This is a genomic window from Photobacterium indicum, assembly GCF_003026215.1.
Classification (GTDB): domain Bacteria; phylum Pseudomonadota; class Gammaproteobacteria; order Enterobacterales; family Vibrionaceae; genus Photobacterium; species Photobacterium indicum.
This window is the reverse complement of the sequence record NZ_PYOC01000014.1, coordinates 1-25,529: the sequence shown is the minus strand read 5'-3', so window position 1 is coordinate 25,529 and position 25,529 is coordinate 1. Positions and strand designations below refer to the sequence as shown.

At 40.4% G+C, this 25,529-nt stretch carries 18 protein-coding genes; 11 read left to right on the top strand and 7 right to left on the bottom strand.

Annotated elements, in window-relative coordinates; all coding sequences use genetic code 11:
- Positions 1-37 precede the first annotated feature (37 nt).
- A complete protein-coding gene (gene ygeW, locus C9J47_RS23345) occupies positions 38-1,225 on the bottom strand; it encodes a knotted carbamoyltransferase YgeW (protein WP_006232009.1) in 1,188 nt (395 codons plus the stop codon).
- Positions 1,226-1,648: 423 nt separating this feature from the next.
- On the opposite strand from ygeW, the gene C9J47_RS23340 reads away from it, so the two are divergent.
- The 4 genes from C9J47_RS23340 to C9J47_RS23325 all read left to right on the top strand — a co-directional run bounded on the left by C9J47_RS23340 (position 1,649) and on the right by C9J47_RS23325 (position 8,615).
- A complete protein-coding gene (locus C9J47_RS23340; protein ID WP_107255647.1) occupies positions 1,649-3,406 on the top strand; it encodes a sigma 54-interacting transcriptional regulator in 1,758 nt (585 codons plus the stop codon).
- A 361-nt stretch (positions 3,407-3,767) separates the two neighbouring features.
- Positions 3,768-5,456, top strand: a complete 1,689-nt coding sequence (locus C9J47_RS23335) for an NAD-dependent malic enzyme (RefSeq protein WP_006232011.1) — start codon at positions 3,768-3,770, stop codon at positions 5,454-5,456.
- Positions 5,457-5,702: 246 nt separating this feature from the next.
- The gene (locus tag C9J47_RS23330) at positions 5,703-6,392 is read left to right on the top strand and encodes a SanA/YdcF family protein (protein WP_107255646.1); all 690 of its coding nucleotides are present in this window, start codon (positions 5,703-5,705) and stop codon (positions 6,390-6,392) included.
- 852 nt (positions 6,393-7,244) lie between these two features.
- A complete protein-coding gene (locus C9J47_RS23325; RefSeq protein WP_107255645.1) occupies positions 7,245-8,615 on the top strand; it encodes an SLC13 family permease in 1,371 nt (456 codons plus the stop codon).
- A 149-nt stretch (positions 8,616-8,764) separates the two neighbouring features.
- On the opposite strand, the gene C9J47_RS23320 is transcribed toward C9J47_RS23325, so the two are convergent.
- Positions 8,765-9,748, bottom strand: coding sequence for a Gfo/Idh/MocA family protein (locus C9J47_RS23320; protein WP_107255644.1), 984 nt, complete (start codon positions 9,746-9,748; stop codon positions 8,765-8,767).
- Positions 9,749-9,997: 249 nt separating this feature from the next.
- Here C9J47_RS23320 and C9J47_RS23315 point away from each other — a divergent pair, with 249 nt between their 5' ends.
- From C9J47_RS23315 to C9J47_RS23305, 3 genes are all read left to right on the top strand, one after another.
- Positions 9,998-11,074: a ketoacyl-ACP synthase III gene (locus tag C9J47_RS23315; protein ID WP_107255643.1), complete on the top strand. Its 1,077-nt coding sequence runs from the start codon at positions 9,998-10,000 to the stop codon at positions 11,072-11,074.
- A 447-nt stretch (positions 11,075-11,521) separates the two neighbouring features.
- On the top strand, positions 11,522-12,475 hold the full coding sequence (locus C9J47_RS23310) for a TerC family protein (RefSeq protein WP_107255642.1): 954 nt from the start codon (positions 11,522-11,524) through the stop codon (positions 12,473-12,475).
- A 498-nt stretch (positions 12,476-12,973) separates the two neighbouring features.
- The gene (locus C9J47_RS23305; RefSeq protein ID WP_107255641.1) at positions 12,974-14,539 is read left to right on the top strand and encodes a methyl-accepting chemotaxis protein; all 1,566 of its coding nucleotides are present in this window, start codon (positions 12,974-12,976) and stop codon (positions 14,537-14,539) included.
- Positions 14,540-14,665: 126 nt separating this feature from the next.
- Here C9J47_RS23305 and C9J47_RS23300 read toward each other — a convergent pair whose 3' ends face one another.
- Complete coding sequence (locus C9J47_RS23300; protein WP_107255640.1) at positions 14,666-16,402, bottom strand: L,D-transpeptidase family protein; 1,737 nt, start codon at positions 16,400-16,402, stop codon at positions 14,666-14,668.
- 353 nt (positions 16,403-16,755) lie between these two features.
- Entirely contained in the window at positions 16,756-17,007 is a 252-nt protein-coding gene (locus C9J47_RS23295; RefSeq protein WP_107255639.1) for a putative hemolysin, read from the bottom strand.
- A 142-nt stretch (positions 17,008-17,149) separates the two neighbouring features.
- Between C9J47_RS23295 and C9J47_RS23290 the strand changes: the two genes are divergently transcribed.
- Together C9J47_RS23290 and C9J47_RS23285 are read left to right on the top strand one after the other, a co-directional pair.
- A complete protein-coding gene (locus tag C9J47_RS23290; protein ID WP_107255638.1) occupies positions 17,150-18,736 on the top strand; it encodes a YjjI family glycine radical enzyme in 1,587 nt (528 codons plus the stop codon).
- A gap of 115 nt (positions 18,737-18,851) precedes the next feature.
- Positions 18,852-19,820 (top strand): YjjW family glycine radical enzyme activase, encoded by a 969-nt coding sequence (locus C9J47_RS23285; protein WP_107255637.1) that lies wholly within the window; start codon positions 18,852-18,854, stop codon positions 19,818-19,820.
- Positions 19,821-19,891: 71 nt separating this feature from the next.
- Here C9J47_RS23285 and C9J47_RS23280 read toward each other — a convergent pair whose 3' ends face one another.
- Together C9J47_RS23280 and folE are read right to left on the bottom strand one after the other, a co-directional pair.
- Complete coding sequence (locus tag C9J47_RS23280; RefSeq protein ID WP_107255636.1) at positions 19,892-20,821, bottom strand: LysR family transcriptional regulator; 930 nt, start codon at positions 20,819-20,821, stop codon at positions 19,892-19,894.
- A gap of 197 nt (positions 20,822-21,018) precedes the next feature.
- Complete coding sequence (folE, locus tag C9J47_RS23275; RefSeq protein ID WP_006232024.1) at positions 21,019-21,672, bottom strand: GTP cyclohydrolase I FolE; 654 nt, start codon at positions 21,670-21,672, stop codon at positions 21,019-21,021.
- A 307-nt stretch (positions 21,673-21,979) separates the two neighbouring features.
- Here folE and moeA point away from each other — a divergent pair, with 307 nt between their 5' ends.
- A complete protein-coding gene (gene moeA, locus C9J47_RS23270) occupies positions 21,980-23,215 on the top strand; it encodes a molybdopterin molybdotransferase MoeA (protein WP_107255635.1) in 1,236 nt (411 codons plus the stop codon).
- Positions 23,216-23,333: 118 nt separating this feature from the next.
- Positions 23,334-24,080: a molybdopterin-synthase adenylyltransferase MoeB gene (gene moeB, locus C9J47_RS23265; RefSeq protein ID WP_107255634.1), complete on the top strand. Its 747-nt coding sequence runs from the start codon at positions 23,334-23,336 to the stop codon at positions 24,078-24,080.
- Between the two features lie 104 nt (positions 24,081-24,184).
- Here moeB and C9J47_RS23260 read toward each other — a convergent pair whose 3' ends face one another.
- Entirely contained in the window at positions 24,185-25,393 is a 1,209-nt protein-coding gene (locus tag C9J47_RS23260) for a NupC/NupG family nucleoside CNT transporter (protein ID WP_107255633.1), read from the bottom strand.
- Positions 25,394-25,529 lie beyond the last annotated feature (136 nt).

Below are 25,529 nucleotides of genomic sequence, written 5' to 3'. Positions count from 1 at the left end.
AACGAAGAACACACTACCCCGCGATAAGGATAAAAGCTTATTTAACGCGAGTTTTATACTCATCAAGCAGTTGCTGTAATACCAAACCAGGTTCTTGGTATTTACGGTTCATGATCATCGATGCAATGACGTACGGCTTCCAACTTGCTTCTTTGTAAGTGGCAATACGGTACTTCTCGAATACAGCCTCTTCCACTTCGCCTTCTTTACAAGAAACACCGGTAATATCAGCTGGTAAACAGTGCATGTATAAAGCTTCACCGCCCTTGGTTTTCGTCATCATTTCTTCAGTACAATGCCAATCTTTGAAGTTCGCATTTTGTGCTAGGCACTCTTGCTCAAGGGCCTTTAATCCATCATGGTCTTGTGCGCGAAGCAGCTCGGTACGACGCTCCATCACTTGATACGGAGCCCATGATTTAGGGTAAACAATATCTGCACCGTCGAACGCTTCTTCCATCGACGTTACTTGAGTAAAGCTACCACCAGATGCTTCAGCGTTCTGACGCGCTTGCTCAACCACTTCAGGAATAAGGTCGTAACCTTCTGGATGCGCTAATGTCACGTCCATGCCAAAACGGGTCATTAAACCAATAATCCCTTGTGGCACAGAAAGTGGTTTGCCGTAGCTTGGAGAGTACGCCCATGTCATCGCAAGTTTCTTGCCTTTAAGCTGATTCAAGTCACCAAAGTGCTCTTCTAGCCATGCAAGATCTGCCATTGATTGAGTCGGGTGGTCAATGTCACATTGAAGATTAACTAATGCAGGACGGCTCGGTAAAACACCTTCTTTTACGCCTTCATCTAGTGCAGCACCCACTTCACGCATGTAGGCATTACCCGCGCCTAAATACATATCATCACGGATACCAATCGCATCGGCACAAAATGAAATCATGTTTGCTGTTTCACGTACGGTTTCGCCATGTGCGATTTGAGATTTACCTTCATCAAGATCTTGCTGAGCCAAACCCAACATATTAATCGCTGAAGCATAAGAGAAACGGGTACGCGTTGAGTTATCGCGGAACAGAGAGATACCTAAGCCGTTATTAAATACATTGGTTGCAATATTCTCTTGGCGCATCGCTTTTAAAACTTGCGCTGTTTTTAATACACGCTCTAGTTCTTCTGGGCTCTGCTCCCACGTTAATAAGAAATCTTTATCATGCAGTTCAGACTTTAGTTCATTGATTTCCTTGATCAGTTCATTAATGCTTTTCATTTTATTCTTCCCAGTTATGAATTCGTTATTGGTGTATATCCAGTTATTAAATTTGTAAGAGCGCGAGGCTGTAAATGCTTGTGGGTGTTAACAAGCTTCTGGTTCTCTTAATCCAATAACTGTGCCAATTAAAAAACAATTAACTAAAATAGATTTAACACATTAAAAAACAACAGCTTACATTTACACAGGGAAAGTTACTTAATATTTATAGCCAAATTATCACTATCATCGGCTATCAGTGATAGTGACCAAAATGATAGTGATCACAGTGTCAATTATCATATTGATATTCAGGTGTGACCCCGCTAGCAATTCCTATTTCGTATTATCACTCGACGATAAAAGCCTGATTCACATCAAATTGATGCAAGCAATACTTGATTAAGTTATAGAAGTATTATTTAGGGATAGAACTGAATTATGTTGAACACCACACATCAATCAGAATTAATGCAATTGCAACCAACCATTCTGCGCTTCACCCAGATGCTTTCTGCCGTACTTCAACTGGATGCAGAAGTGGTTGATGCCAATTTAGTACGTATTGCGGGTACTGGTCCTTACAGTAAGTTTTTTGGTAAGAAGTTAAATACAAGTTCCAGAATATTTCGCTATATTTTGGAAACACACCAAGAAAAAGTCGTCGTTAAATCACGTACCGATCCATTGTGCGATGGATGTACGAACAAAACGAGCTGTCGTGAAACTGCTTTTCTTGGCGTCCCCATTATGATTGAAGACCGCTGTATCGGTGTGATCAGCTTAGTGGCATTTAATATCGAGTCGCGTGAAAAAATCAAAGAAAATGCTCAGCTATTTTCCGACTATATTCGGCACATTTCAGAGCTGTTTGTCTCAAAAGTTTTGGACATAAACGACTCAGAGCACGGGCTTGATAAAGTGTTTACTAGTCTTATCGAAAATATGGATCAAGGTGTATTAGTACTCGATGAACATAACCGAGTTCAATATGGGAATACGCCAGCCCTCACTAATTTGAATATAGAAAAAGAAGAATTAGTACGGGTAGAAGTAAACATCCAACCTTTATCCATTCACAATAACGACCTTAAAGGTCATCAACAGCACATAATTTCTTTAGGTAAACGCCAAGAATTAGTGGTTGGTCAGTTCCATGATATTCAAGGGCACCAACTCTTTATTATGGCTTTCTATCAACCAAATACATCTTTCTCGATTAGCGAAGTACCGAAGGCACAATTTACAAGTGTGATTGGTGAGTGTAAAAAAATGCAGCAACTCAAGGTGCTTATTTCTCGTATTGCCAGCAGCCCTTCAAGTGTATTAATTAATGGTGATAGCGGCACAGGTAAAGAAGTTATCGCGCATGCGGTTCATAATATGAGCGATCGTGCTAGCAAGCCTTTTATTGCCATTAACTGTGCTGCAATCCCAGACCAATTATTAGAAAGTGAACTGTTTGGCTACGTAAAAGGGGCATTTACTGGTGCATCAAGCAAAGGAAAAACAGGGCTAATTCAAGCCGCCAATCAAGGTACCCTATTTCTTGATGAAATCGGTGATATGTCGATGACGCTACAAGCGAAATTATTAAGGGTATTAGAAGAACGAGAAGTCATGCCGATTGGCTCAAATACGGCTATTCCCGTCAATATTCGCGTGATTTCAGCAACAAACCGTAATTTCTCTGAAATGATCGCCACCAACAAGTTCAGAGAGGATTTATATTACCGTTTAAACGTCATTCCCATTCATTTACCCACTTTAAAAGAACGCGGAAAAGATGTTGAGCTGCTAATCCACTTCTTTCTTGATATTCACACCCGTAAAATCGGTGTTAGCTATCCGGGTATTACACCTGCCGTTATGTCGCGGCTGAATGCATACCATTGGCCAGGCAATGTGCGTGAGTTGAGCAATCTTATTGAATACCTCGTCAATGTGGTACCAGAAGGTGATGCTATCGATGTCGATCTATTACCTCCCTACTTTGAAGGCACAGTACTAGAACATAAAAGTGATCAACTGATTATTGATGACAGCATTATGAGCTTAGAAGAGATGGAAAAGATTCGAATTGAAGAAGCAATTAGTCGGTTAAGCAACCGGAAGTTAGTTGCAGATGAACTCGGGATTGGTATTGCAACGTTATACCGAAAAATCAAAAAATACGGTTTGAGCTCTCACAGTAGTTAATCCATCCTCCCTGCGCTAGAATGAATAACATAAAACCCGCTAACAGCGGGTTTTATGTTTAAATACAAACATTATATTGTCATACAGCAACCGTACACTTCGTTACAAAACACTATGTAGAGTCACAAAATTAGTGTTACTAGCTAACTTATTAATTACCTTAGCATATTGTTTTTAACGCTTAATGAATCAGGATCGGGGAAAATCCCCACAAATATACAAAAACATGATCTCGGACGCGAAATTTATGTCATCATCCTTTGAATTACGCGCCTCGACGCTCTACGATTGACGCCCTAAATGAAAGTTATACTAAAATTTTCATTTATGCCTTCTTCTAAACATAAACAGAGTCTATTGCATGAACAACGATAAAAGACCTTTATACATCCCCTACGCCGGTCCTGCTTTACTTGAAACACCTCTGCTAAATAAAGGTAGTGCATTCTCTATAGAAGAACGTATGTTCTTCAACTTGGAAGGTCTGCTTCCTGAAGCAATTGAATCTATAGAAGAACAAACAGAACGTGCTTATCAACAATACCAAAAGTTTGATAAAGATATGGATAAGCACATCTATCTTCGTAATATCCAAGATACAAATGAAACGTTATTCTACCGTTTGGTTGAAAATCACATCACAGAAATGATGCCGATTATTTATACGCCAACAGTTGGCGCGGCTTGTGAAGATTTCTCTAACATTTATCGTCGTGGTCGTGGTCTGTTTATCTCGTACCCGAACCGTGACCGCATTGAAGACATGCTAAACAATGCCTCTCGTCAAAACGTAAAAGTTATTGTTGTAACCGATGGCGAGCGTATTCTTGGTCTTGGCGATCAGGGTATCGGCGGCATGGGTATTCCCATTGGTAAGCTAGCACTTTACACCGCTTGTGGTGGTATAAGCCCTGCATATACTCTACCCGTTGTACTAGATGTTGGTACTAACAACCCGCAACGTTTATCTGACCCTATGTACATGGGCTGGCGTCATACTCGTATTTCTGGACAGGAATACGACAAGTTTGTTGATGAGTTCATTCAAGCAGTTAAGCAACGTTGGCCAGATGCGTTAATTCAATTTGAAGATTTCGCACAAAAGAATGCTATGCCATTGCTTGAGCGTTACAAAAACAAAGTCTGCTGTTTCAACGATGACATTCAAGGTACAGCTGCTGTTACTGTAGGTTCATTACTTGCGGCGTGTAAAGCGGCGAAGAGTAAACTGTCTGAACAGCGAATTTCTTTCTTGGGTGCTGGTTCAGCAGGTTGTGGTATTGCTGAAGCGATTGTTGCACAAATGGTATCTGAAGGTATTTCTGAAGCGCAAGCACGCAGCCAAGTATTCATGGTCGACCGTTGGGGCTTGCTGATTAACGACATGCCAAACCTGCTTAACTTCCAACAGGCACTGGTTCAGAAACGCGATACTGTGAATGATTGGGATCTAGCAGACAACAATGTTTCATTGCTTGATGTAATGCGCAATGCGAAACCAACCGTACTAATTGGCGTATCTGGCGTACCGGGTCTATTTAGTGAAGAAGTGATCCGTGAAATGCATGCCCACTGCGAGCGCCCTATCATATTCCCGTTATCTAACCCAACTAGCCGTGTCGAAGCAACACCAGCCGACATCATTCGTTGGACTGACGGTAACGCATTGGTAGCAACAGGCTCACCATTCGAACCTGTTGTACATAACGGTAAAACATACCCAATTGCACAGTGTAACAACAGCTACATCTTCCCTGGTATTGGTCTAGGCGTACTAGCAGTAAATGCTCGCCGTGTTACAGATGAAATGCTAATGGAAAGTAGCCGTGCATTGGCAGAGTGTTCTCCGCTTGCAATCAACGGTCAGGGGGCATTGCTTCCACCACTTGAAGATATTCAAAAAGTATCACGTAAGATCGCATTTGCTGTTGCGAAAAAAGCCATTGAACAAGGTAAAGCACCGAAGAACTCTGATGATCGTATCCTTGAGAAAATCGATGCTAACTTCTGGCAGTCAGATTACCGTAATTACAAACGTACTTCTTTCTAATACGTAATTTCGCAGAAATGAAACATAAAGCCCGCTTCGAGCGGGCTTTTTAATATATTGAAAGATAACCGCATAAGTTACAATCAATAACCAGCTGTTAGTTATAATTCACATGGTAAACAAATACTCGTTATGCTTAAATTTGTACCAACAGGTAAAATTTACATCACTTTTGACACGTTTTTAACGCAACATTATTAATAGATTAAGGTAATATTATCGAATCTATTTTATCTTTGGATAGTTATGAAACTGCTCACAATATGTCGCTTTTTTGCAGTTCTCTGTATCATTTTAGTTAGTACTAGTTTACTGATCGATCGCTGGGTTTCAGCGAGTACTTCCGAACGTATTTTTTATGACGTCTCTCATATTCCTTCTCGCTCTATTGGGTTAGTACTCGGCACGAGTAAATACATCGCTAAAACGTTGAACCCTTATTACAGCTATCGTATGGAAGCTGCACTTGAGCTTTATCTACAAGGGAAAATTAACGTTTTTTTATTGAGTGGTGATAACGCCCATCGCTCATATAATGAACCTTGGACAATGAAACGTGATTTATTAAAGTCAGGCATTCCAGATAGCGATATTGTGCTCGATTATGCGGGTTTTAGAACCTTAGATTCTGTTGTTCGCGCTAAAGAGGTTTTTGAAGCCGATCACTTTGTTATTATTACCCAAAAATTCCATTGTGAGCGTGCACTGTTTATAGCAGAGAGCAATAACATCGATGCGATTTGTTTGGCGGTACCCGAACCAAGAGGGTTGGCAGGGTTTAAAATTCGACTTAGAGAAGTACTAGCTCGTGGTAAAGCGGTGATCGATTTATACGTATTAGATATTCAGCCGCGTTTTCTTGGCCCTAAAGAGCCAATAGAACCCACAAAAAATGATAAAATAAGCGCTAACATTGATAACAAAACCGCCAAATGAACGGCCAATTAAATAATTTTAATTAGTATGTCTTCTTTTAAAATTCATTAAAAAAGCCAGTATTAATACTGGCTTTTTTAGTGAAAAATAAATTCGAACTACGAATATATACTTCAATCATTCATCACAACTACTGTTTTTTGAATTATTTTTAAGCTCTCGCAGACACCTAGCTCGCACTTGCCTCATATGTTCTTGAGCTTCAGCGTGTATCCTTTTACGCAATGGTGCATTTTTGGAACTCATTTTAACCTAGCCTTTATTTTAGTATTATTTTTGTGATTCTTATTCATAAAAAGAACCTAGACATATGATACATAAGGCATTGAGTTTGAGCGAGTTTTTTTAATCAATGAAATATTTTATGCGATATAAATCACGCTTTTTTCTGGCCTAATTTTTAATATCGGCCACCTTAACCCGTTATTTTCTACACATGATGGCTACTAATATATTAGTCAATAAATGGTTATTCGATAGGTTATTTATATATAACAATTAACCTTTAACATTGACCGTATCGAATAACACAAAGCAACAACACTTAGCCTGCACTTAATGAATGATAACTACCAATAATAAAATACAGACTCTCATTAATAATGAATATCTAATGACACTACGTAACTACCCTTCTCGCGTTTTGCCTTGTTTTCTACCCATCCTATTCAATGGGTAGATCTCTACACATAAGAAATCAATAACCTCACAAAAATTATAATTACTCCGCCAACAGAGCAACAACTGACCAGCAAGGCATTAACAAAAGACAGATAAAGTGTAACATTCTTAGCAACTACACCGTTGTGGTTCCGCTAATAGACACAACGATAACCAATGGAAGGAAAGTCTATGACAGCCTTAACGCTCACACTTAAAAACTGGCTGCTGAATCGAAACAGCATGATATTCATCGGAAATATCTTATTATTCTCAATCATGCTAAATACCCTACCTTTTGAAAGAGATGTTGTTATCGGGCTTTGTATACTGACTTTTGTCGCGATACTTTGGCTTACCGAAGCTGTTCATGTCAGCATTACCGCTATTCTCGTTCCTGTACTCGCGGTAGGTTTTGGCATTTTTCAAACTCCACAAGCATTAACCAACTTTTCAAATCCAATTATATTCTTATTTCTTGGTGGGTTTGCGTTAGCCGCTGCACTTCATAAGCAAGAGCTTGATAAAGCCATTGCAGATAAAGTACTTATTCTTGCTAAAGGTAAAATGTCTGTTGCTGTCTTTATGCTTTTCGGTGTAACTGCAGGGCTTTCTATGTGGATCAGTAATACAGCCACAACAGCAATGATGTTACCGCTAGTATTAGGTGTACTTAATAAAGTAAACGCCAAAAGTGAACGTGGTACCTACGTGTTTGTACTATTAGGTATTGCTTATTGTGCAAGTATTGGTGGTATTGCAACCGTTGTTGGTAGCCCACCCAACGCAATTGCTGCTGCCGAAGTTGGTTTAAGTTTTACTGAATGGATGGAATTTGGTGTGCCAATTGCCATGATTCTACTTCCTATTACAGTGGCGCTACTTTATTTCATTTTAAAGCCAAACCTTTCGCATACATTTGAACTCGACCATACACCAGTAAAATGGGATAACGGTAAACTGATTACACTCGCTATTTTTGCGCTTACTGTCTCTTTATGGATATTCAGTAAACCAGTCAATGCTTTCTTAGGTGGCTTTAGCAAATTCGATACCTTAGTCGCTTTATTTGCAATCATCTTGCTTGGTGTATCACGAGTTGTTGAATGGAAAGACATCGAAAAATCTACCGACTGGGGTGTATTGATTCTGTTCGGTGGTGGCATTTGTCTAAGTAACGTACTGAAAGCAACAGGTACTAGTGTTTTCTTGGCACATAGTCTTAGTGGCTTCCTTGAGCAAGCTGGCTTGTTCTTTACTATCTTAGTGATTGTGAGTTTCGTGGTATTCCTTACTGAATTTGCCAGTAACACCGCAAGTGCTGCACTGCTAGTGCCTGTTTTTGCAACGGTTGCAGAAGCGTTAGGCGTTTCACCTATTATTCTTTCTGCACTTATCGCTGTTGCCGCGTCATGTGCATTCATGTTACCTGTAGCAACGCCACCGAATGCCATCGTCTTTGGTTCTGGGCATATTAAGCAAAGTGAGATGATGAAGGTGGGTATCTACTTGAATCTTGCCTGTATTATTGCACTAACAACGTTTGCATGGTTGTTCTGGTAACAGTGATTTAAAGTGATTCTAAAATCATAATCAACTTCCCCCCCATTCAGGTGGTCTCTTGTAGACCACCTTTTTTATGATTTTCACCACTAAATATAAGCTATACCCAAGTTGCCTCAAGATGCTCGTTTCAGCGAAAATGGGGGATATTACACAATTTCATCAGCAGGGAATCGAACCCCAGTAATCTCGCGAGCACGTGTAATAATGGCACTTACAATACATGTACGATCTAAACCTGCATGCATTGTTTGTTTTGTTTCAATAAGGTCAGCGAAAACGTCAGCTTCATACTGCATCGTATTTGCACCTTGATCTTGTGATAGCACAACAGCAGGCTCACCTTGACGCAATATCGACACCGTTTCACACTCAGAAATGCTTTCAATCAGAATTGATGCTTGCTCACCTTGCAGTTCACTTGGCGCATAACCATTACTGACTTTAGAGTGAGAAATCACCGCATCAAAATCATCATAATGCAGCACCAATGTACCGTGAGCATCAACCCCAGAATGCAATAATACACCTTGAGCAGTAAAGCTCTTCGGTTCTCCAAATAAGCCAATCGCAACACTGAGTGGATAAATACCGATATCCATTAATGAACCGTTTGAAAATTTCGGGTTAAATGTATTCGGGTTTTCACCGTTTAAAAACTTTTGGTAACGTGATGAATGCTGGCAATAGGTAAAGTGCACTTTTCGCAGTTTTCCAAGCTTAGGAAGTGCTTGCTGCAATATTTTAAAATTTGGGTTGTAAGTCGTTTTAAGAGCTTCAAAAAGCACAACGTCTTTTTCTTGCGCTAACGCAATCAACGATTCAATTTCATGAATATTCGATGCGAGCGGTTTTTCACCAATAACATGCTTACTATTTTCAATAAACAGTTTGGCTTGTGGTGCGTGAAAAGAATTAGGACTAGCAATATATACGGCATCAATCATATCGCTTGCAGCCATTTCTTCTAGGCTATCAAAACTATGATCAACACTGAATTTAGCCGCAAATTCTTTTGCTCTGTCCATCTCTCGAGAATACACGCCAGTAAGCTGCATCTTTCCTGATGCATGTGCCCCTTCGATAAATTTTTCAGTAATCCAATTTGTTCCAATTACACCAAAACGCACCATTATTCTTCCCTACACCAGTTTAAATCAATCATAGTTAACAGTTCTATTATCCACTTAACCAACTGAAGGTAAACATAAGCTTCTGCCTTGCACTAATACGCGACTGACGTAGTATAGAAAATAATTCTGTACCAATTGAAAATACGTGACCTCCACGATTCAATTCTTTAAACATTAAAATACGCCAACCACTATTGATGCCGAACTATGCATGAATAAAGACAGGCCATTACGATAGCGAAGGGAACTATGCTGCATTACGCTGAAATCACTGGCTGGGGAAAATGTTTACCACCAGCAATACTCACCAATGATGAACTCAGTACATTTGTTGAAACATCTGATGAATGGATTAAAAGCCGTACCGGTATTGAATCTCGCCATATCAGCCATGTAAATACATCAGACTTAGCACATGTTGCTGGCGCACGAGCATTAGCAGCTGCCGGCATTGATGCCAACGAACTTGATTTAATCATTGTTGCTACTTGTTCACCTGATACATTAATTCCCAATATTGCTTCTAAGGTTCAATTAGAACTCGGTGCTAGTAAAGCAGCCGCTTTTGATATGAATGCGGCATGTACTGGATTTTTGTACGGATTAGAAACTGCGACGCGTATGATCCAAGCCGGTGCTTACCGTCACGCTTTAGTGATTGGTGCAGAACGTTTATCTTGGTATTTAGACTGGAGCAAGCGTGATACCGCGGTTTTATTTGGTGATGGTGCTGGCGCTGTCGTCTTAAGTAAAACAGATAAGCCTGTTGGTGTACTTCAAGCACAATTAGGTTGTGACTCGAAAGGCCGTGATGTACTTGCCATACCTAAATTTGGTACAGCGATGGATCGTTACGACCCAGAATCAGGCCATTTTGCTTTTGATTTTGTTGGTCGTGATATTTTCCGAAGCGCCGTACGCGGCATGGGATCAGCGGCGAATACGGTGCTTAATCGTGCTGAACTAGACAGTAATGATATTGATGTTGTTATCCCTCACCAGGCAAACAAACGTATTATTGAAGCGTTGTGTGATCACGCAAAAATCCCATTAGATAAAGCGTTTATTAACATTCATAAATACGGTAATACTTCTGCAGCAACCGTGCCTATTGCATTATGTGAAGCGGTTGAACAAGGTCAAATTCAAGCAGGAAGTAAAATACTTTCAGCGGCTTTTGGTGCAGGTTTAACTTGGGGAGCGATGTTTATTCAGTGGGGTGAGCGCACAACCGCTATTCATCAAACGGATATTGAATTACCACCGTGTGAACATACTGCAAAAGAACTTTTAGCAAATGCGGTATCTCACTCAACCAATAGATAAACGTTCTGATTTTAATTACATAAACCGGGTTCAGTAACTGATTCCGGCTTATGTCAGGCTTACAGGATTATGAAGAGACATACGCCCCCGTATTTGCACAGAAAAGCTTTTTATTAATAAGCGTAATTACGGGTGAAATAGTGCTGGTATCTCAGTTTCAGTAGGCATAGAATGCCCCTGTTTGGGGAGTAGTCACCAATTGTTCGTCTGTCGTCATCACGAAGCCCCATGCTTCCGGCAGCCGAGAATGGATTTGTTTCTGTAAAAGAAAAATGATTATTGACGCTATACCGATATAAATCATTTCATTAAAACAGCAAGCACCATTTTGACGAGACCAACGCCATTATTTACTGCACGTTTTGTGTGGTTTTTTTAATGCGCGGAAGGTCATTAGTCACGTCTAATATCCGTACCCTTCCGCGTTCGTTTGGAAGGATAAAAACTATGAGCCTTTTTAGTTATGAAGGTTTCGCTATATTAACAGTACTTATGCTAGCGCTGGATTTGTATCAAACTCGCGGCGGTAAAGTTACTATCAAAAAAGCAGCAATCTGGAGCCTTTTCTGGGTTGCACTTGCATTACTTTTCAACGTTGTTATCTATTTATACTGGCCGTTAATGGCGCCAGAAAGTAGCTACACCAATGGTCAAGCTGCCACTGCATTCTTAACAGGTTACTTACTTGAGAAGTCATTAAGTGTCGATAATCTATTTGTTTTTGCACTTATATTTGGTCAATTTGCTGTACCTGCACATTTACGCCCTCGCGTACTGATGCTAGGTGTTGTAGGGGCTCTGATTCTGCGTGGCATAATGATTGCCGTTGGTGCTCAGCTACTTAGTGAGTTCCACTGGGTTCTATATATCTTTGCAGCCTTCCTGCTATATACCGGTTATAAGTTATGGAAAGAAGGTGAAGAGGAACCAGAAGACTTTTCTAACAGCTTGCCTGTTCGTTTAGTTAAGCGGTTCTTCCGGGTAAGTGATGAATATCAAGGCAATAAAATGCTGGTGAAAGACAGCCAAGGCTGGATAGCAACACCGCTAATGATTGTGGTTGCCGTTATTGCATTGACTGATGTTATGTTCGCACTAGATTCGATTCCTGCAATCTTTGCGGTAACTCAAGAACCGTTTTTGGTCTTTACGGCTAACGTATTCGCATTGCTAGGTTTGCGTTCGTTGTATTTCGTACTGGAAGGTATGCTGACACGTTTCTGCTACCTACGCGTAGCACTAGCGTTCATTCTTAGCTTCATTGGTATCAAGATGCTATTAATGGAAACTGTATGGGCAATTCCAACGCCAGTATCTTTAGCGGTAATTGCACTGAGTATAACAACGGCTATTGTGGCGTCGCTTTGGAAAACTCGTGATCAAGTTGAACAAACACAATAATAAAATATGTTCTTGATGTAAAAGTTACATTAATACCTAAAAAGGCTTGTCGGTTGGCAAGCCTTTTTATAACCCGACAAAAGTATAATTAGAAAAACAAAGATTGTTATAAACCCACCCTCACACTCGAGTCACTTTAGTCACTCTTTCACGCAATCATTATCTCTTTGAAGCACAAGGTATAGTAAGCCGCTCAAATTGTAAGCAAATGTACAGATATACCTTTCTCATTGAACTTATATAGAGAGCTATATCAATATTTTTGTTATGCAGAGGATAATCTGTAAGCCTTTTATGTAATATTTCACATTGAAATCAGCGTTTTCATTGCTGATGATGCATGAGTTTATTATTGTCATTTTATCCAATACTCAAGCCACCTCAAGATACAGGATTCAGAGTGTTCTCAGCGAGCAGCTTGGGTACACACCCTAGTGATGCTCATTCATATTTATTGGTTAGGTCTTTCTTGCTGAAAATGGCATAAAGGTACGAGTTATGAAAAAAATAATATTATTTGTTGTCTGTCTAATGTTCGCAATTGCTGCAATAACAAGTGTTACTTCAACCTCTTATATATCTCATCAAGAAATTGACAAGATCATTTTAAAGAAATCTCAGGCACAAGCTGAATTATTAGCTAAAAATGTGGAATATGTATTAAGCACATCTCCAAAACCTTTAGATGATTTACAAAACTTGGTCGAATCACTCAAAAGTCGTTCAGATATTAGCTATGCTGTCGTAATTAACAAAAATGTCAAAGCGATTGCTCATAGTGATATTGAAAAATTAAACAAGACTTATAACGATAGCTATACCGTTGATGGAGCCACTACAGGAAAAGCACTGCATTCTAAATGGTATGCAGATATACAAGATGTTTGGGTATACGACATTTTGACACCTGTTTATGTTAATGGCGAGTTATACGGTACTTTCGATGTTGGTATCCCTATCACTGAAGTCAGTGAAGCGGCGAAAGGCATTGTAATTACTCAGTTAATAGCCATCTTAGCTATCTTCTCTATCTGTGGCTGTATACTTATGTGGCTACTAGGCAAACTCTTAAGACCGCTTTCCGGATTACAGCATGCCCTAGAAAATATATCTAAAGGCGATGGCGATCTTACTATTCGACTGCCCGTACGAGGCAACGATGAGATTGCCCATATCTCCACAGCCTTCAATATCTTTGTGGGAAAAATCAATGAAATTATTGGTCAAGTAGTCAATACGGGAACAGAGCTAGGCAACTCTGCAACAGAGCTTCATAGCCAATCTCAGAAAGCATTATCACGAGGTCACGAGCAAAGCGAACAGTCTTTATTAGTCGTAACTTCGATGAATGAAATGATCGCAACAATTGGTGAAATTTCTCAAAATGCAGCCAGTGCCGCAGAATCTGCAGAGAACGCCAACGTCGAAACTCAGGAAGGACAAAAAATCTTGCAGGAAGCAACCAGCAGCATTACTGATCTGGCTTCTCAAATGAACAGTATGTCAGAGGTGATTACTTCCCTAGCTGATAGAACACAATCCATAGGGTCTATTCTTGACGTTATTCGAGGTATTTCAGACCAAACTAACCTATTGGCGTTAAATGCGGCAATTGAGGCTGCACGAGCTGGTGAAGCTGGTCGTGGTTTTGCAGTCGTTGCAGATGAAGTCAGAAACCTTGCGACCAAGACGTCTCAGTCAACCAATGAAATTCAAAATATGATTGACCAACTACAGAATGAAGCCCAAAACGCTGTAAATGCGATGGACAGTAGTAAATTATTAACCGTAGAGGGCTCTTTAGCGACGGAAAAAGCTCAGCAAGCCCTTGAACAAATTTCAGCACAGATCATGACGATACTTGATATGAATACGCAAGTTGCTACTGCTACTGAGGAGCAATCTAGCGTTGCCAATGAAATCAACCTCAACATGGACACTGTAGATGGTTCGGTAAAAGTTGGCCTAGCGGCGAGTCAAGAGTTAGAAAGATCAAGCCAGAACTTATCTGAGCTTGCTCAGACGCTCGATCATCATGTTGGCTCTTTTAAAATTAGCAATTAACATGTCAATCATCTTTAATTCAGCCCCTTTTTAGGGGCTTTATTTTAGTCAAAAGACGACCAGAATGACTCTGAATCCTACATATTACATCTTGCACTTTGAGGTTACTTGGGTATACCCATCCCTCTATCTACGATAGTTTTTCATTGATATAAATTGAGAATCGATCGCTTCTTTTTGTGGGCTATCATACCCGTAAATATCTTCACGCATTTGTAGGATGTTCTTTTCATCAACCCACGCAGTAAAATATACAAAATCGACACCTAAACGCTGAGACAACCGAACCGTATCTAAATCACCATCTTTCAACATTGCATTAAACGGTTCAATATTCTTACGTTTTTGAAAGTCGATAATAAAATTGGCTAAATCATACGCTTTTTCGACACGCACACACCCAGAGCTTAGATTCCGCTTAGATTTATTAAACAAGCCTCTTGCTGGCGTGTCATGTAAATATATCGAGTAATCATTTGGCATTAAAAACTTAACCCGACCAAGAGAATTACTTGGACCAGGCCCTTGCTGAAACTCATAAGGGAACGTTTTGGGGTTTACACTAGCCCAATCTATTTGATCCGCCGGAATTTCAGTACGATCACGCCAGCTATTCAATATACGCATATTATGAGCGGCTAAGTAATCACGTGAATGCTTCACTTTAGGAATAACATCTTTGCGCTTAATTGTTTCAGGTACATTCCATGTCGGGTTTACCACAATGGTATTTATTGCTGATGAGAACAAGTTAGTTGGACGGCTTGATCGGCCAACTATCACTTTAGATTCAAAAATCACATTACCTTGCTCAAAAATTTTCAGCATATAATCAGGAATATTCACCCAAATATGTGGCTGGTTATCAATCATATTGATATTACGAAAGCGCTGCATGTTTAAAGCAACTCGGCGCGCAATATCAGTATACGGCATCACTAGTTGGGCTTTGGTTGCAGCACCGATAATTCCATCATCAGCTAAACCATGACGCCGTTGAAAGCGTTTAATCGCCTCTAACATTGTACCGCTGTTCGTTACCGTTGGCATTTGTGTAATGAAAGCATACTCAGCTTCCGTCATGTCATTTAAATCGAATAGCACCTTAGCAAGATCTTTGCCTGCAACAATCGTATCACCTTTGCGGATAAGTCCTTTCAGATCTGAGTTCGTCAAACTGTGGGGCGGCAATTGCTGTAATGTTTCAATCACAGACATGCTTTGCTCAAAAGGAACATTGGCGGGACGAGTAAGACTCAGCTTATCCATTGTCATTGGAAAGTAATGCTTTGTACTTAAGGTATTTTCCTGTAAAGAAAAATTCATCTGTTCCAACGTAAACAAGGCACTTCTATTACGCTGAATCGTATTTAAATACTTGCGGTAAACAAAGTAACTATCTGTAGCAAGTAAATCGTATGCACGCTGGTCATTACGTTTATCAAGCAAGTACAGCTCATCTAAACGATCTTTAAGCCCATCGACCCCCCTTGTATCAACAACGGATTTTAACTGTAATTCAAACTCTCTTCGTTGCTTGAGGTTTTGCCACAGAGGATAAAAATAATTATCTGCATAGGCTTGCTCTGCCAACGTCTTAAAACAGACTGCTGCCCCTGAATTAGGGCATAGCTGTCGACTGCTATTTACCGTTATAGCATCAAGATAAGACCACTCAACATTGCTTGAGGGTAAATTAGCATTAATAGGCGCGAGTGGTTTTACTGAAGAGTCAGGGGCATTCACAGACAAACGATCTGAATAAACACCCGACTCTACCGCAAAGGCACTGCCGGAAATAAAAAAAGATAACGCAACAAGAGTGCTGAAACGCTGTATAACAATACGCTTATGATTAAACATCGTTATAGCGCTCCTTATTGTTTAAAAATAGATAAATGCCAACCAGTGACACAAAGTACATCAAGCAGTAATACAAGCTTGAGCCAAGTTAGCTCATCATTAAAATAATGTTCATACTCTTATATTTAGACAAAAAAACACCATTCATACAATTTAACGTCTCTATTTTTAATTATTAATTATCTCAACTAATGTTTTTTAAACACATCAACCTAAACACAAGTAAACTTAAGCCAATGATTTAATTAAACAAAAATATAACCTTTCATTTCTTCACATGCCTTTATTTTGACGCGTAGATAAAATGTCTAATCTGGTATTTTATCTATTACTCTCACAAGAAAGTGCTCTTATTATTTCTGATTTTCGCGAAAATAAGCCCATTGCTCGACAGATGTACCATCAGATAATTGGCAATACCCTATGCTATTACCCTCTGTATCTTTTTCCATCACAAGCTTACCGCCTTGCTCTGTACAGAAAACAGAAGCAGGATTAGCCATACCAATTGGCTTTACTGGCTCAGGTTCTTTTGTAGAACACGCTGATAACAATGACACAGCCGTAACTACACCAAATAATACCGCAACTTTTTTTGAAAACATTTTATTCTCCATATAACAAGGTAGGTGTGATCGACAATAGCCGATTTCTAAAATGGAAATATACACCTTTATATTTTTCACTTCTGGAAACTTATTATTCACGCTACATTTATATCCACACTGCTTAAATGGATATATTGTGATGACCCTACAAGACAACCTTAGACGCATAATTACAGATAACACGCTGACAGTTAAACAAAAGTCGACCTACCTCTCATTAGAAGCAGAAGCTAGCCTTGACTATGTATCTGTTCCTGAAAGCGTAAACACCGCGATGAAAGCTGGTATTATCTGTGACATGTTTGAAGGACACGCCCCCTTTAAGCCGCGCTATGTCTTACCTGATTACGCTAAATTTCTTCAAAATGGCTCTGAATATTTAGAGTTACCTCCGGTGGCCGATTTTGATGATGCATTAAATGCACTAACAATCATTTATCACCATGTTCCTTCTGTAACGAATATTCCAGTGTATTTAGGCTCTCTTGACGATATTTTAATCGATTATGTACAAGATTTAACACACGATGAAATATACAGAAAATTGAAACGGTTTTGGATCATGCTCGACCGTACTTTGCCCGATGCATTCATGCATGTGAATATTGGTCCTACTGATAATATAATCTGCCGAACCATTTTAAAAATTGACGCAGAGCTGAAACAAATCGCGCCAAACCTTACCTTTATGTATGACCCTGAAATCACACCAGATGATTTACTGCGCGTAGCAACATCCAACATATGTGAATGCAGCAAGCCACACATTGCCAATTACCCTATTCATGCAAAAAACTATGATGAGAAAGGCTTTGGGATTGTAAGCTGTTATAACTCATTACCTTTAGCGGGCGGTGCCAATACATTAGTGCGAATGAACTTAAAAGAAGTCGCACAACAAGCCCAAAACAGCGCATTATTCTTAACTGAAACCTTGCCACATTATTGCCAAGTTATGTATGAACTGATTGAAGCACGTACGCAGTTTCTACATGAGGAATCACATTTTTTTGATAGTTTTTTGGTGAAAGAAGAATTAATTGAAGAGAGTCGCTTTGCCCCTATGTTTGGTATCTACGGTATGGCGGAAGCAGTCAATATTTTAATCGAAAAAGATTCGCTAGAAAAAAGCACTACAAATAAAGAAAACCATCACGCAACAGCAGTAAATCTATATGGCCATAATGAAACAGCGAATCAATTAGGGCATCAAATCTCAGCCACACTTGATCATATTGTTAAATCTACACCCGTAAAATATGGCTATAACAACCGTGCCCTATTGCATGCCCAAGGTGGCATTAGTCTTGATAAAGACGTAACACCTGGCGTGCGTATTCCTTATGGCACAGAACCCGATCCTGTTACGCATATCCAAGCATTGGCAGCACATCATCAATATTACACATCGGGTATCAGTGAAATTCTGACGATTGATGAAACTGTTAAAGATAATCCTGAGGCAATGTACCAATTGTGTAAGGGCGCGTTAAACCTTGGATTTCGTGAATTTACGGCTAACGTTGCTTCTAACGACTTAGTACGTGTGACAGGCTATATGATCAAGTTATCCGATGTTGCGGTATTTAAAGAAAAAGGATCTCGCACCAATACGACTTGGTTAGGTGCAGAGGCATCTGAAAACACGGGGATTTTGAACCGTAAACCGCGTGTCGCCTGTCATGAACAATCACCGATTTATACAGAATCCATGTATACGGAATAAGAAAAAGTGAGTTTAACAGCGCGCACCTATACCAAGAGCTAATACCAAGAATCAACACCAATAACCAATAACCAATAACCAATAAAGCCAACATCAAATAAGTGACATATTCGACATGAGTGAAAGACAGAAAACAGTTCAATCACATAATCAACATATTCTGCATGTAAAAGATTCGAATGAACGAACAGCGACAGTCAGTAAAATTCTGAATTTCTCTTGTGTCGATGGTCCTGGTAATAGGCTGGTGATTTTCTTGCAAGGTTGCAACTACCAGTGTAAAAGCTGCCACAACCCGCAGACTATCGATATGTGCAATCACTGCGGTGATTGTGTCGAAACCTGCCCGACAGGTGCACTTAAGCTCGTTTCTATCATTGAAAACAAGCAAAGTAAGCCAGCACCTAATAATCCACAAAAAGTGAAATGGGATGCGTCATTGTGCTCCCATTGTGATAATTGCTTAGCTGTATGCCCGAAGCAATCTAGCCCCAAAACGCAACAATATACCGTGGCAGAAATGCTGGATGTTATACGTAACAACCTCTTTTTCATATCAGGTATTACTGTTACAGGAGGAGAAGCAACACTACAATTAGGCTTTATTCAGGGATTATTTAGTGCGATTAAATCATCGTCAAATTTACAGCATTTAACCTGTATGATTGACAGTAATGGGAGTTTACGCACCACAAGTTGGGCTAAACTGCTTCCTTTTACAGACGGTGTAATGATTGATTTAAAAGCATGGCAAGAAGAAACCCATTTATGGCTAACTGGGCGGCAACATCATCGTGTTTTTCAAAGTATCGAGCTATTAGCACAACACAATAAGTTATACGAAGTGCGGTTGTTACACATACCAGGAAAAACAGATTTTGATGCAGAAGTTGATGAACTTGCGAGTTATTTAACGCAATTACCTAAAGACACACGTATTAAACTTAATGCATTTCAGCATCATGGCGTTACAGGCGAAGCATTAACATGGGATACTTGCCAAAAAAGTGATATTACCCATTTAGCTAATCAGCTTACAGAGCGTAATGTAAGAAACATTGTCGTTCCGCCTATTTATCTATAAAGAACCGGACACACCACCATTTACAAGTGTAGATATAAAGGCAAATACAGACATGTACTACCCTATCTAGATTACATGCCTATATCTTTGCAGCACGCTTTTATTTGTTCATACATCCAACGGTGAGCCGGATCATTCATACTTGGTTGATGCCACACCAAGCTATAAGCCACATCGCCGTAATTGAACGGTAAAGGCTTGCTGAACAAACCTTTAGCTTGAAAGGCAATGTTTGCCCAACGACGAGAACAGGTAAACAGTAAATCACTATGATGGCACATCAATGCCGCGCTACCAAAATCAGACACGGTTACGGTAATTTTTCTTTTTTTATGCTGTTGTGCTAATTGCAATTCAAAGAAAGGGACATTTAAATCAGTATCCATAATACCTATGTGCCCATAACTTAGGTAGTTATCGATACTCAATGTTTGATCAGCTAAAGGGTGCGATGGATTCATCAAACACACCATGTCATCGTCGATTAAGGTTTCCCAGATAAGGTTATTTTGAGTGCTCGGTGGCTGACTTCTATCATGCGGTAATATCACAAAATCAAGCTTACCTTTGGCTAGCGCATCAAAACCTAAACTATCTTTCGACCAAATATCTAAACGAATATTCGGTGCAAGGTTTAATACATGGGTGCTTAACTTTGCCGCTATTAACTCAAAAGTACTTTCTCGCATCGCTAATGAAAAACCACCTTCATAACGCGAAGGATCGAAAGCCTCTTGCGTCATAATTTGGTTCATATCGTTAATCATCTGATGAACACTAGGGCCAAGTCTTCGCGCCAGCGGGGTTGCAACAAGCTTATTACCGTGACGGTAAAACAGCTCATCATTCAAAGAATCACGCAACTGGCTTAATGTTTTACTGACTGATGACGGGCTAACACAAAGACGCTCTGCACTGCCCGTTACGCTTAATGTATCTAACATGACATGCAAGGTAATCAAGTGTTTCATGCTAATTCGAGAAAGCTTTATAAGATCCATATCGCTCTATTCATAACCCATTCAATTTAAAGCTTCAACTTACCGTAAAGCTAACAACACTCTGCCTACTGGAAGGCTATACCCAATTATCGCAAGATGCTCATTTCAGCGAGGATCTATTGGGTTCTAGGCAAAGCGTTAATTTTACAGACAAAAAAGCCGCGAAAAAATCGCGGCTTCCGATAAATCATTTTTGCTTAGCGAATGCCGTGGAAAAACTCAGCACGCGTTGCAGGAATTCTCTTAAAGATACCGCCAAGTGCCGTCGTCGTTGTTTCACTGGTTGCATCCATCACACCACGAGCTTTCACGCAGTAGTGGGTCGCATCAATCGTTACGGCCACATCATCACTTTCAAGCAATGTTTGCAGCGCAACTAAGATTTGCTGTGTCATTCGCTCTTGCACCTGAGGGCGCTGAGCAAAGAAACGAACGATGCGATTAATCTTTGATAGACCAATGATTTTGCCACGCGGAATGTACGCTACCGTCGCTTTTCCATCAATCGTAACAAGGTGATGTTCACAGGTACTGGTTAGCGTAATGCCTTTTACACGTACCATTTCATCACATTTCATTTTGTTTTCGATCACGGTAATTTTTGGGAAATTCGCATAATCTAAACCAGAAAAAACTTCATCTACATACATCTTAGCGATGCGATGCGGAGTTTCCATTAAGCTATCATCGGTTAAATCTAACGACAATAACTCTAAGATCTCACGCATGTGATACTCGATCTTTTCTTTTTTCTCTTCGCGGCTTACCACTTTGCTCGTCATGGGTGTTTCAAGCCCACGTTCTTCAAGTGCTGCGCGTACCATCAATGCAGATTCGCTTAATGCTGTCATTCTTTCCCCTCCAACTGGCTTGGGCTTTAATGCGAAAACAAGCCCAACGTGTCATGCCTGTACTTAAATCGTCTACAACATGATGTGTAGAAATTACCTACAAACACACTTCCAGAGCTAAATCTGACCGAAGGATACCTGTAAATAAACACAATTACACCTCGTAAATGATAAGTGAATAGTTGAAACTCCATTTTTTTGTCATAATAATCATTCAAGCAAATACCAATCAAGAATATTGAGCGTGTTTCAATCTTTCTTAGTTGCTATTCAAGCCTATGACTTATAACTAACGACGGACACCAATATGGGATGTTGTGACGCACCAGGTTTAATGCCTGTAGAAACGGCTTTAGATAAAATTTTGGCTGACATTAAGCCACTTAATTCAGTAATGATTGTTGCACTTTCTGATGCAATGGGACGTGTTCTTGCTGAAGATATTCGTTCTCCAATCAATGTACCGCCTTTTGCTAATTCGGCAATGGATGGCTACGCTCTTCGCGCTGGCGATCTAAAAGATAACGATACCCTTGTTCTATCAGGAAAATCTTTTGCTGGTGTTCCCTTTGAAGGTGTATGCGAAGCGGGTCAATGTATTCGTATTATGACTGGTGCTCAAATGCCTGAAGGCACTGATGTTGTCATCATGCAGGAAGAAACGGAAGTCGAAGGAGACAACGTTCGTTTCCTTATCAAACCAAAAGCCCATGACAACGTTCGCCCTATTGGTGACGATGTACATCAAGGTGATACAGTTGTCGCTAAAGGTACACGTATTACGGCGCGTGAAATGCCACTACTCGCTTCTTTGGGTATTGCTGAATTTTCTGTTTTTGCACGACCTGTAGCTGCTTTTTTCTCAACTGGCGACGAATTACGATCTGTTGGCGAGCCATTAGAAGCTGGTCAGATTTACGACAGCAACCGTTATGGTATTCGTGCATTACTTGAAAAGTTTGGCTGTGATGTATTGGATTTAGGCATCATTCCGGATAGCCCTGAAAAACTACGAGAAGCATTCAAGAAAGCAACATCTGAAGCTGACGTACTGGTTACATCAGGTGGTGTAAGTGTCGGTGAAGCTGACTACACCAAAGACATTCTTGATGAGCAAGGCGAAATTGGTTTCTGGAAAATAGCCATGAAGCCAGGTAAACCATTCGCATTTGGCACGATTGATAATACGTGGTTCTGTGGTTTACCGGGTAACCCTGTTTCTGCAATGCTAACGCTGTACCAGCTTGTTCAGCCGATGCTAGCACAGTTGTCTGGTCATTCTCAGTACCAACCACCGCAGCGCATGACAGCGAAAGCGACAACACTCTTTAAAAAGCGCCCTGGCCGTACTGACTTCCAACGCGGTATCTACCAAATTAACGCGCAAGGACAACTCGAAGTGGCCACAACGGGCAATCAAGGCTCAGGTGCATTCAGCTCTATGCATCAAGCTAACTGCTTTGTTGTACTTGAACAAGAACGTGGACGCGTTTCTCCGGGTGAAGATGTGACTATCGAGTTGTTTAACCACTCGATGTACTAAGTATTTAAAGACTAAGGTTCGATGTACTGGCATCCGCTTAAATACACGAATCAAAGAAACGGGATATCATTGATATCTCGTTTTTGCCCCCTTCACTCTCACAGAACAGGAATATATTGTGGCAGAACTGTCTGATGCAGAAATGCTTCGTTATAACCGCCAGATCATTCTTCGCCAATTCGATTTTGACGGACAAGAAGCATTAAAAGACGCTTCCATGCTCATTCTAGGGGCTGGCGGCTTAGGCTGTGCTTCCACACAATACCTAGCAGCAGCAGGTGTGGGTAAGCTGACTTTAATTGATGATGATAAGGTTGAAGTATCAAACTTACAGCGTCAGGTATTACATAACGATAATACAGTTGGTCAGTTAAAAGTTGAATCAGCGAAACAAGCGTTAACCACCATCAATCCTTACACAAGCATTGATACGATTGCACAACGCCTGAACGATGATGAATTGTTACCGCTAATTCAACAACACACAATTGTGCTTGATTGCAGCGACAATGTTGAAACACGTAATCAATTAAACCGTTTATGCCACCAAACGAAAACACCGTTAATATCTGGTGCTGCAATTCGTATGGAAGGTCAAATTAGCGTGTATACCTACCAAGATAACGAACCATGCTACCAATGTTTGAGTGCCCTATTCGGTCAACAAACATTAAGCTGCGTAGAAGCCGGTATTATGTCACCAGTGGTCGGTATTGTGGGTGCAGTACAGGCAATGGAAGCCATTAAGGTAGTGGCAAACATGGGTACAGCATTAACAGGTAAGATTTTAATGCTAGATGCCATGTCGATGAGTTGGCGAGAAATGAAGTTAGGCAAACAAGCTAACTGTTCAGTGTGTAGCTAATAGCATTCTGGGTAAGTATACCAGCAGCTCTTCAACGCAAAAAAGCGCATATCTTCAAACGAAGACTGCGCTTTTTTTAGTTTGCCGTTACTAGGTGTATAAACCTAAAGCAATAGAATGATGCTAACGATAGCCGCACTCATTAGGTTAGCTAATACGCCAGCCATGACTGCACGAATACCATATTCAGCGATAAACGGGCGACGTTCAGGAATCAAACTGCCCATACCACCAATCAGAATAGCTAGCGTTGTTACGTTAGCAAAACCACATAGTGCAAATGTCACCACAACAACACTGTGTTCTTGCATCGTATCTTTTAAGCTCATTAGGTCGATAAATGCAACAAACTCATTCATAACGACTTTCTGACCAATCAATGACCCCGCGGTTACAGCATCAATCCAAGGCACACCAATAAGCAACGCAATAGGGGCGAATAAGTAGCCAATGATTAATTCAAAACTTAGGTTCTCGATACCAAAATAAGCCCCCGCATCACCCAGCATGCCATTTAACAATGCGATTACGCTGATAAATGCCAATAATGTGGCACCAATTGTGACAGCCATGCGCATACCCGACATTGCGCCGTCGGCAAGTGCTTCAACAATATTAGTTGCTCGAGGAATAACAACAGAAGAAATCTCGTCGTCTTGTAGCTTATCAACCGATGGCGGTACAATCATCTTCGACATTAATAAGCCAGCAGGTGCAGACATGAACGAAGCTGCAATAAGGTACTGAAGGTCAACACCAACGGCTGCATAACCCACCATGGTGCTACCTGCAACAGATGCCATGCCACATGTCATCACGGCAAAAAGTTGGGAGTCGTCCATCTTCTTTAAGTAAGGTTTAATCACCAGCGGCACTTCAGACATGCCAACGAAAATATTGGCTGTCGCAGAAAGCGACTCTGCTCTACCCGTGCCAAGTACACGTTGTAGAGCCCCACCCAACACATCGATCACTTTTTGCATAATACCAATATGGTACAGCATCGAAATAAGAGCAGAGAAAAAGACAATAATACCTAGCACGTTAACCGCAAATACAAAACCAACGCTACCTGTTGCTAAGCCACCAAAAAGAAATGATAACCCTTCATTACCGTAATCTGTCACATAAGTAACGCCACCAGCAATGGCTTGAAGCGCCGATTTACCCGCAGGCACATATAAAACCAATAATGCAAAAAGTACTTGGAGCAGAAAGGCGACTGACACCATTTTCAATGGAATTCTTTTTCTATCAACCGAAATTAGCCACGCAAGAAAAAGCAGAACAATAATACCAAAAATTGCAATCATGGTTTAAACCAGAATGTAAACTCAAAAAGGACGCGCATTGTACCGCCCTACAATTGGTGATCAACCTCACCTTATGAATGCAAATTTGTGAAAAATTTCACTTTAATAATAATTGAAAATTAATACTATTATTATC

What these genes read in the sequence shown, in the direction of transcription:
- ygeW (WP_006232009.1), bottom strand. Translation starts at nt 1,225, where the DNA reads ATGAAAAGCATTAATGAACTGATCAAGGAAATCAATGAACTAAAGTCT.
- C9J47_RS23340 (WP_107255647.1), top strand. Translation starts at nt 1,649, where the DNA reads ATGTTGAACACCACACATCAATCAGAATTAATGCAATTGCAACCAACC.
- C9J47_RS23335 (WP_006232011.1), top strand. Translation starts at nt 3,768, where the DNA reads ATGAACAACGATAAAAGACCTTTATACATCCCCTACGCCGGTCCTGCT.
- C9J47_RS23330 (WP_107255646.1), top strand. Translation starts at nt 5,703, where the DNA reads ATGAAACTGCTCACAATATGTCGCTTTTTTGCAGTTCTCTGTATCATT.
- C9J47_RS23325 (WP_107255645.1), top strand. Translation starts at nt 7,245, where the DNA reads ATGACAGCCTTAACGCTCACACTTAAAAACTGGCTGCTGAATCGAAAC.
- C9J47_RS23320 (WP_107255644.1), bottom strand. Translation starts at nt 9,748, where the DNA reads ATGGTGCGTTTTGGTGTAATTGGAACAAATTGGATTACTGAAAAATTT.
- C9J47_RS23315 (WP_107255643.1), top strand. Translation starts at nt 9,998, where the DNA reads ATGCTGCATTACGCTGAAATCACTGGCTGGGGAAAATGTTTACCACCA.
- C9J47_RS23310 (WP_107255642.1), top strand. Translation starts at nt 11,522, where the DNA reads ATGAGCCTTTTTAGTTATGAAGGTTTCGCTATATTAACAGTACTTATG.
- C9J47_RS23305 (WP_107255641.1), top strand. Translation starts at nt 12,974, where the DNA reads ATGAAAAAAATAATATTATTTGTTGTCTGTCTAATGTTCGCAATTGCT.
- C9J47_RS23300 (WP_107255640.1), bottom strand. Translation starts at nt 16,402, where the DNA reads ATGTTTAATCATAAGCGTATTGTTATACAGCGTTTCAGCACTCTTGTT.
- C9J47_RS23295 (WP_107255639.1), bottom strand. Translation starts at nt 17,007, where the DNA reads ATGTTTTCAAAAAAAGTTGCGGTATTATTTGGTGTAGTTACGGCTGTG.
- C9J47_RS23290 (WP_107255638.1), top strand. Translation starts at nt 17,150, where the DNA reads ATGACCCTACAAGACAACCTTAGACGCATAATTACAGATAACACGCTG.
- C9J47_RS23285 (WP_107255637.1), top strand. Translation starts at nt 18,852, where the DNA reads ATGAGTGAAAGACAGAAAACAGTTCAATCACATAATCAACATATTCTG.
- C9J47_RS23280 (WP_107255636.1), bottom strand. Translation starts at nt 20,821, where the DNA reads ATGGATCTTATAAAGCTTTCTCGAATTAGCATGAAACACTTGATTACC.
- folE (WP_006232024.1), bottom strand. Translation starts at nt 21,672, where the DNA reads ATGACAGCATTAAGCGAATCTGCATTGATGGTACGCGCAGCACTTGAA.
- moeA (WP_107255635.1), top strand. Translation starts at nt 21,980, where the DNA reads ATGGGATGTTGTGACGCACCAGGTTTAATGCCTGTAGAAACGGCTTTA.
- C9J47_RS23260 (WP_107255633.1), bottom strand. Translation starts at nt 25,393, where the DNA reads ATGATTGCAATTTTTGGTATTATTGTTCTGCTTTTTCTTGCGTGGCTA.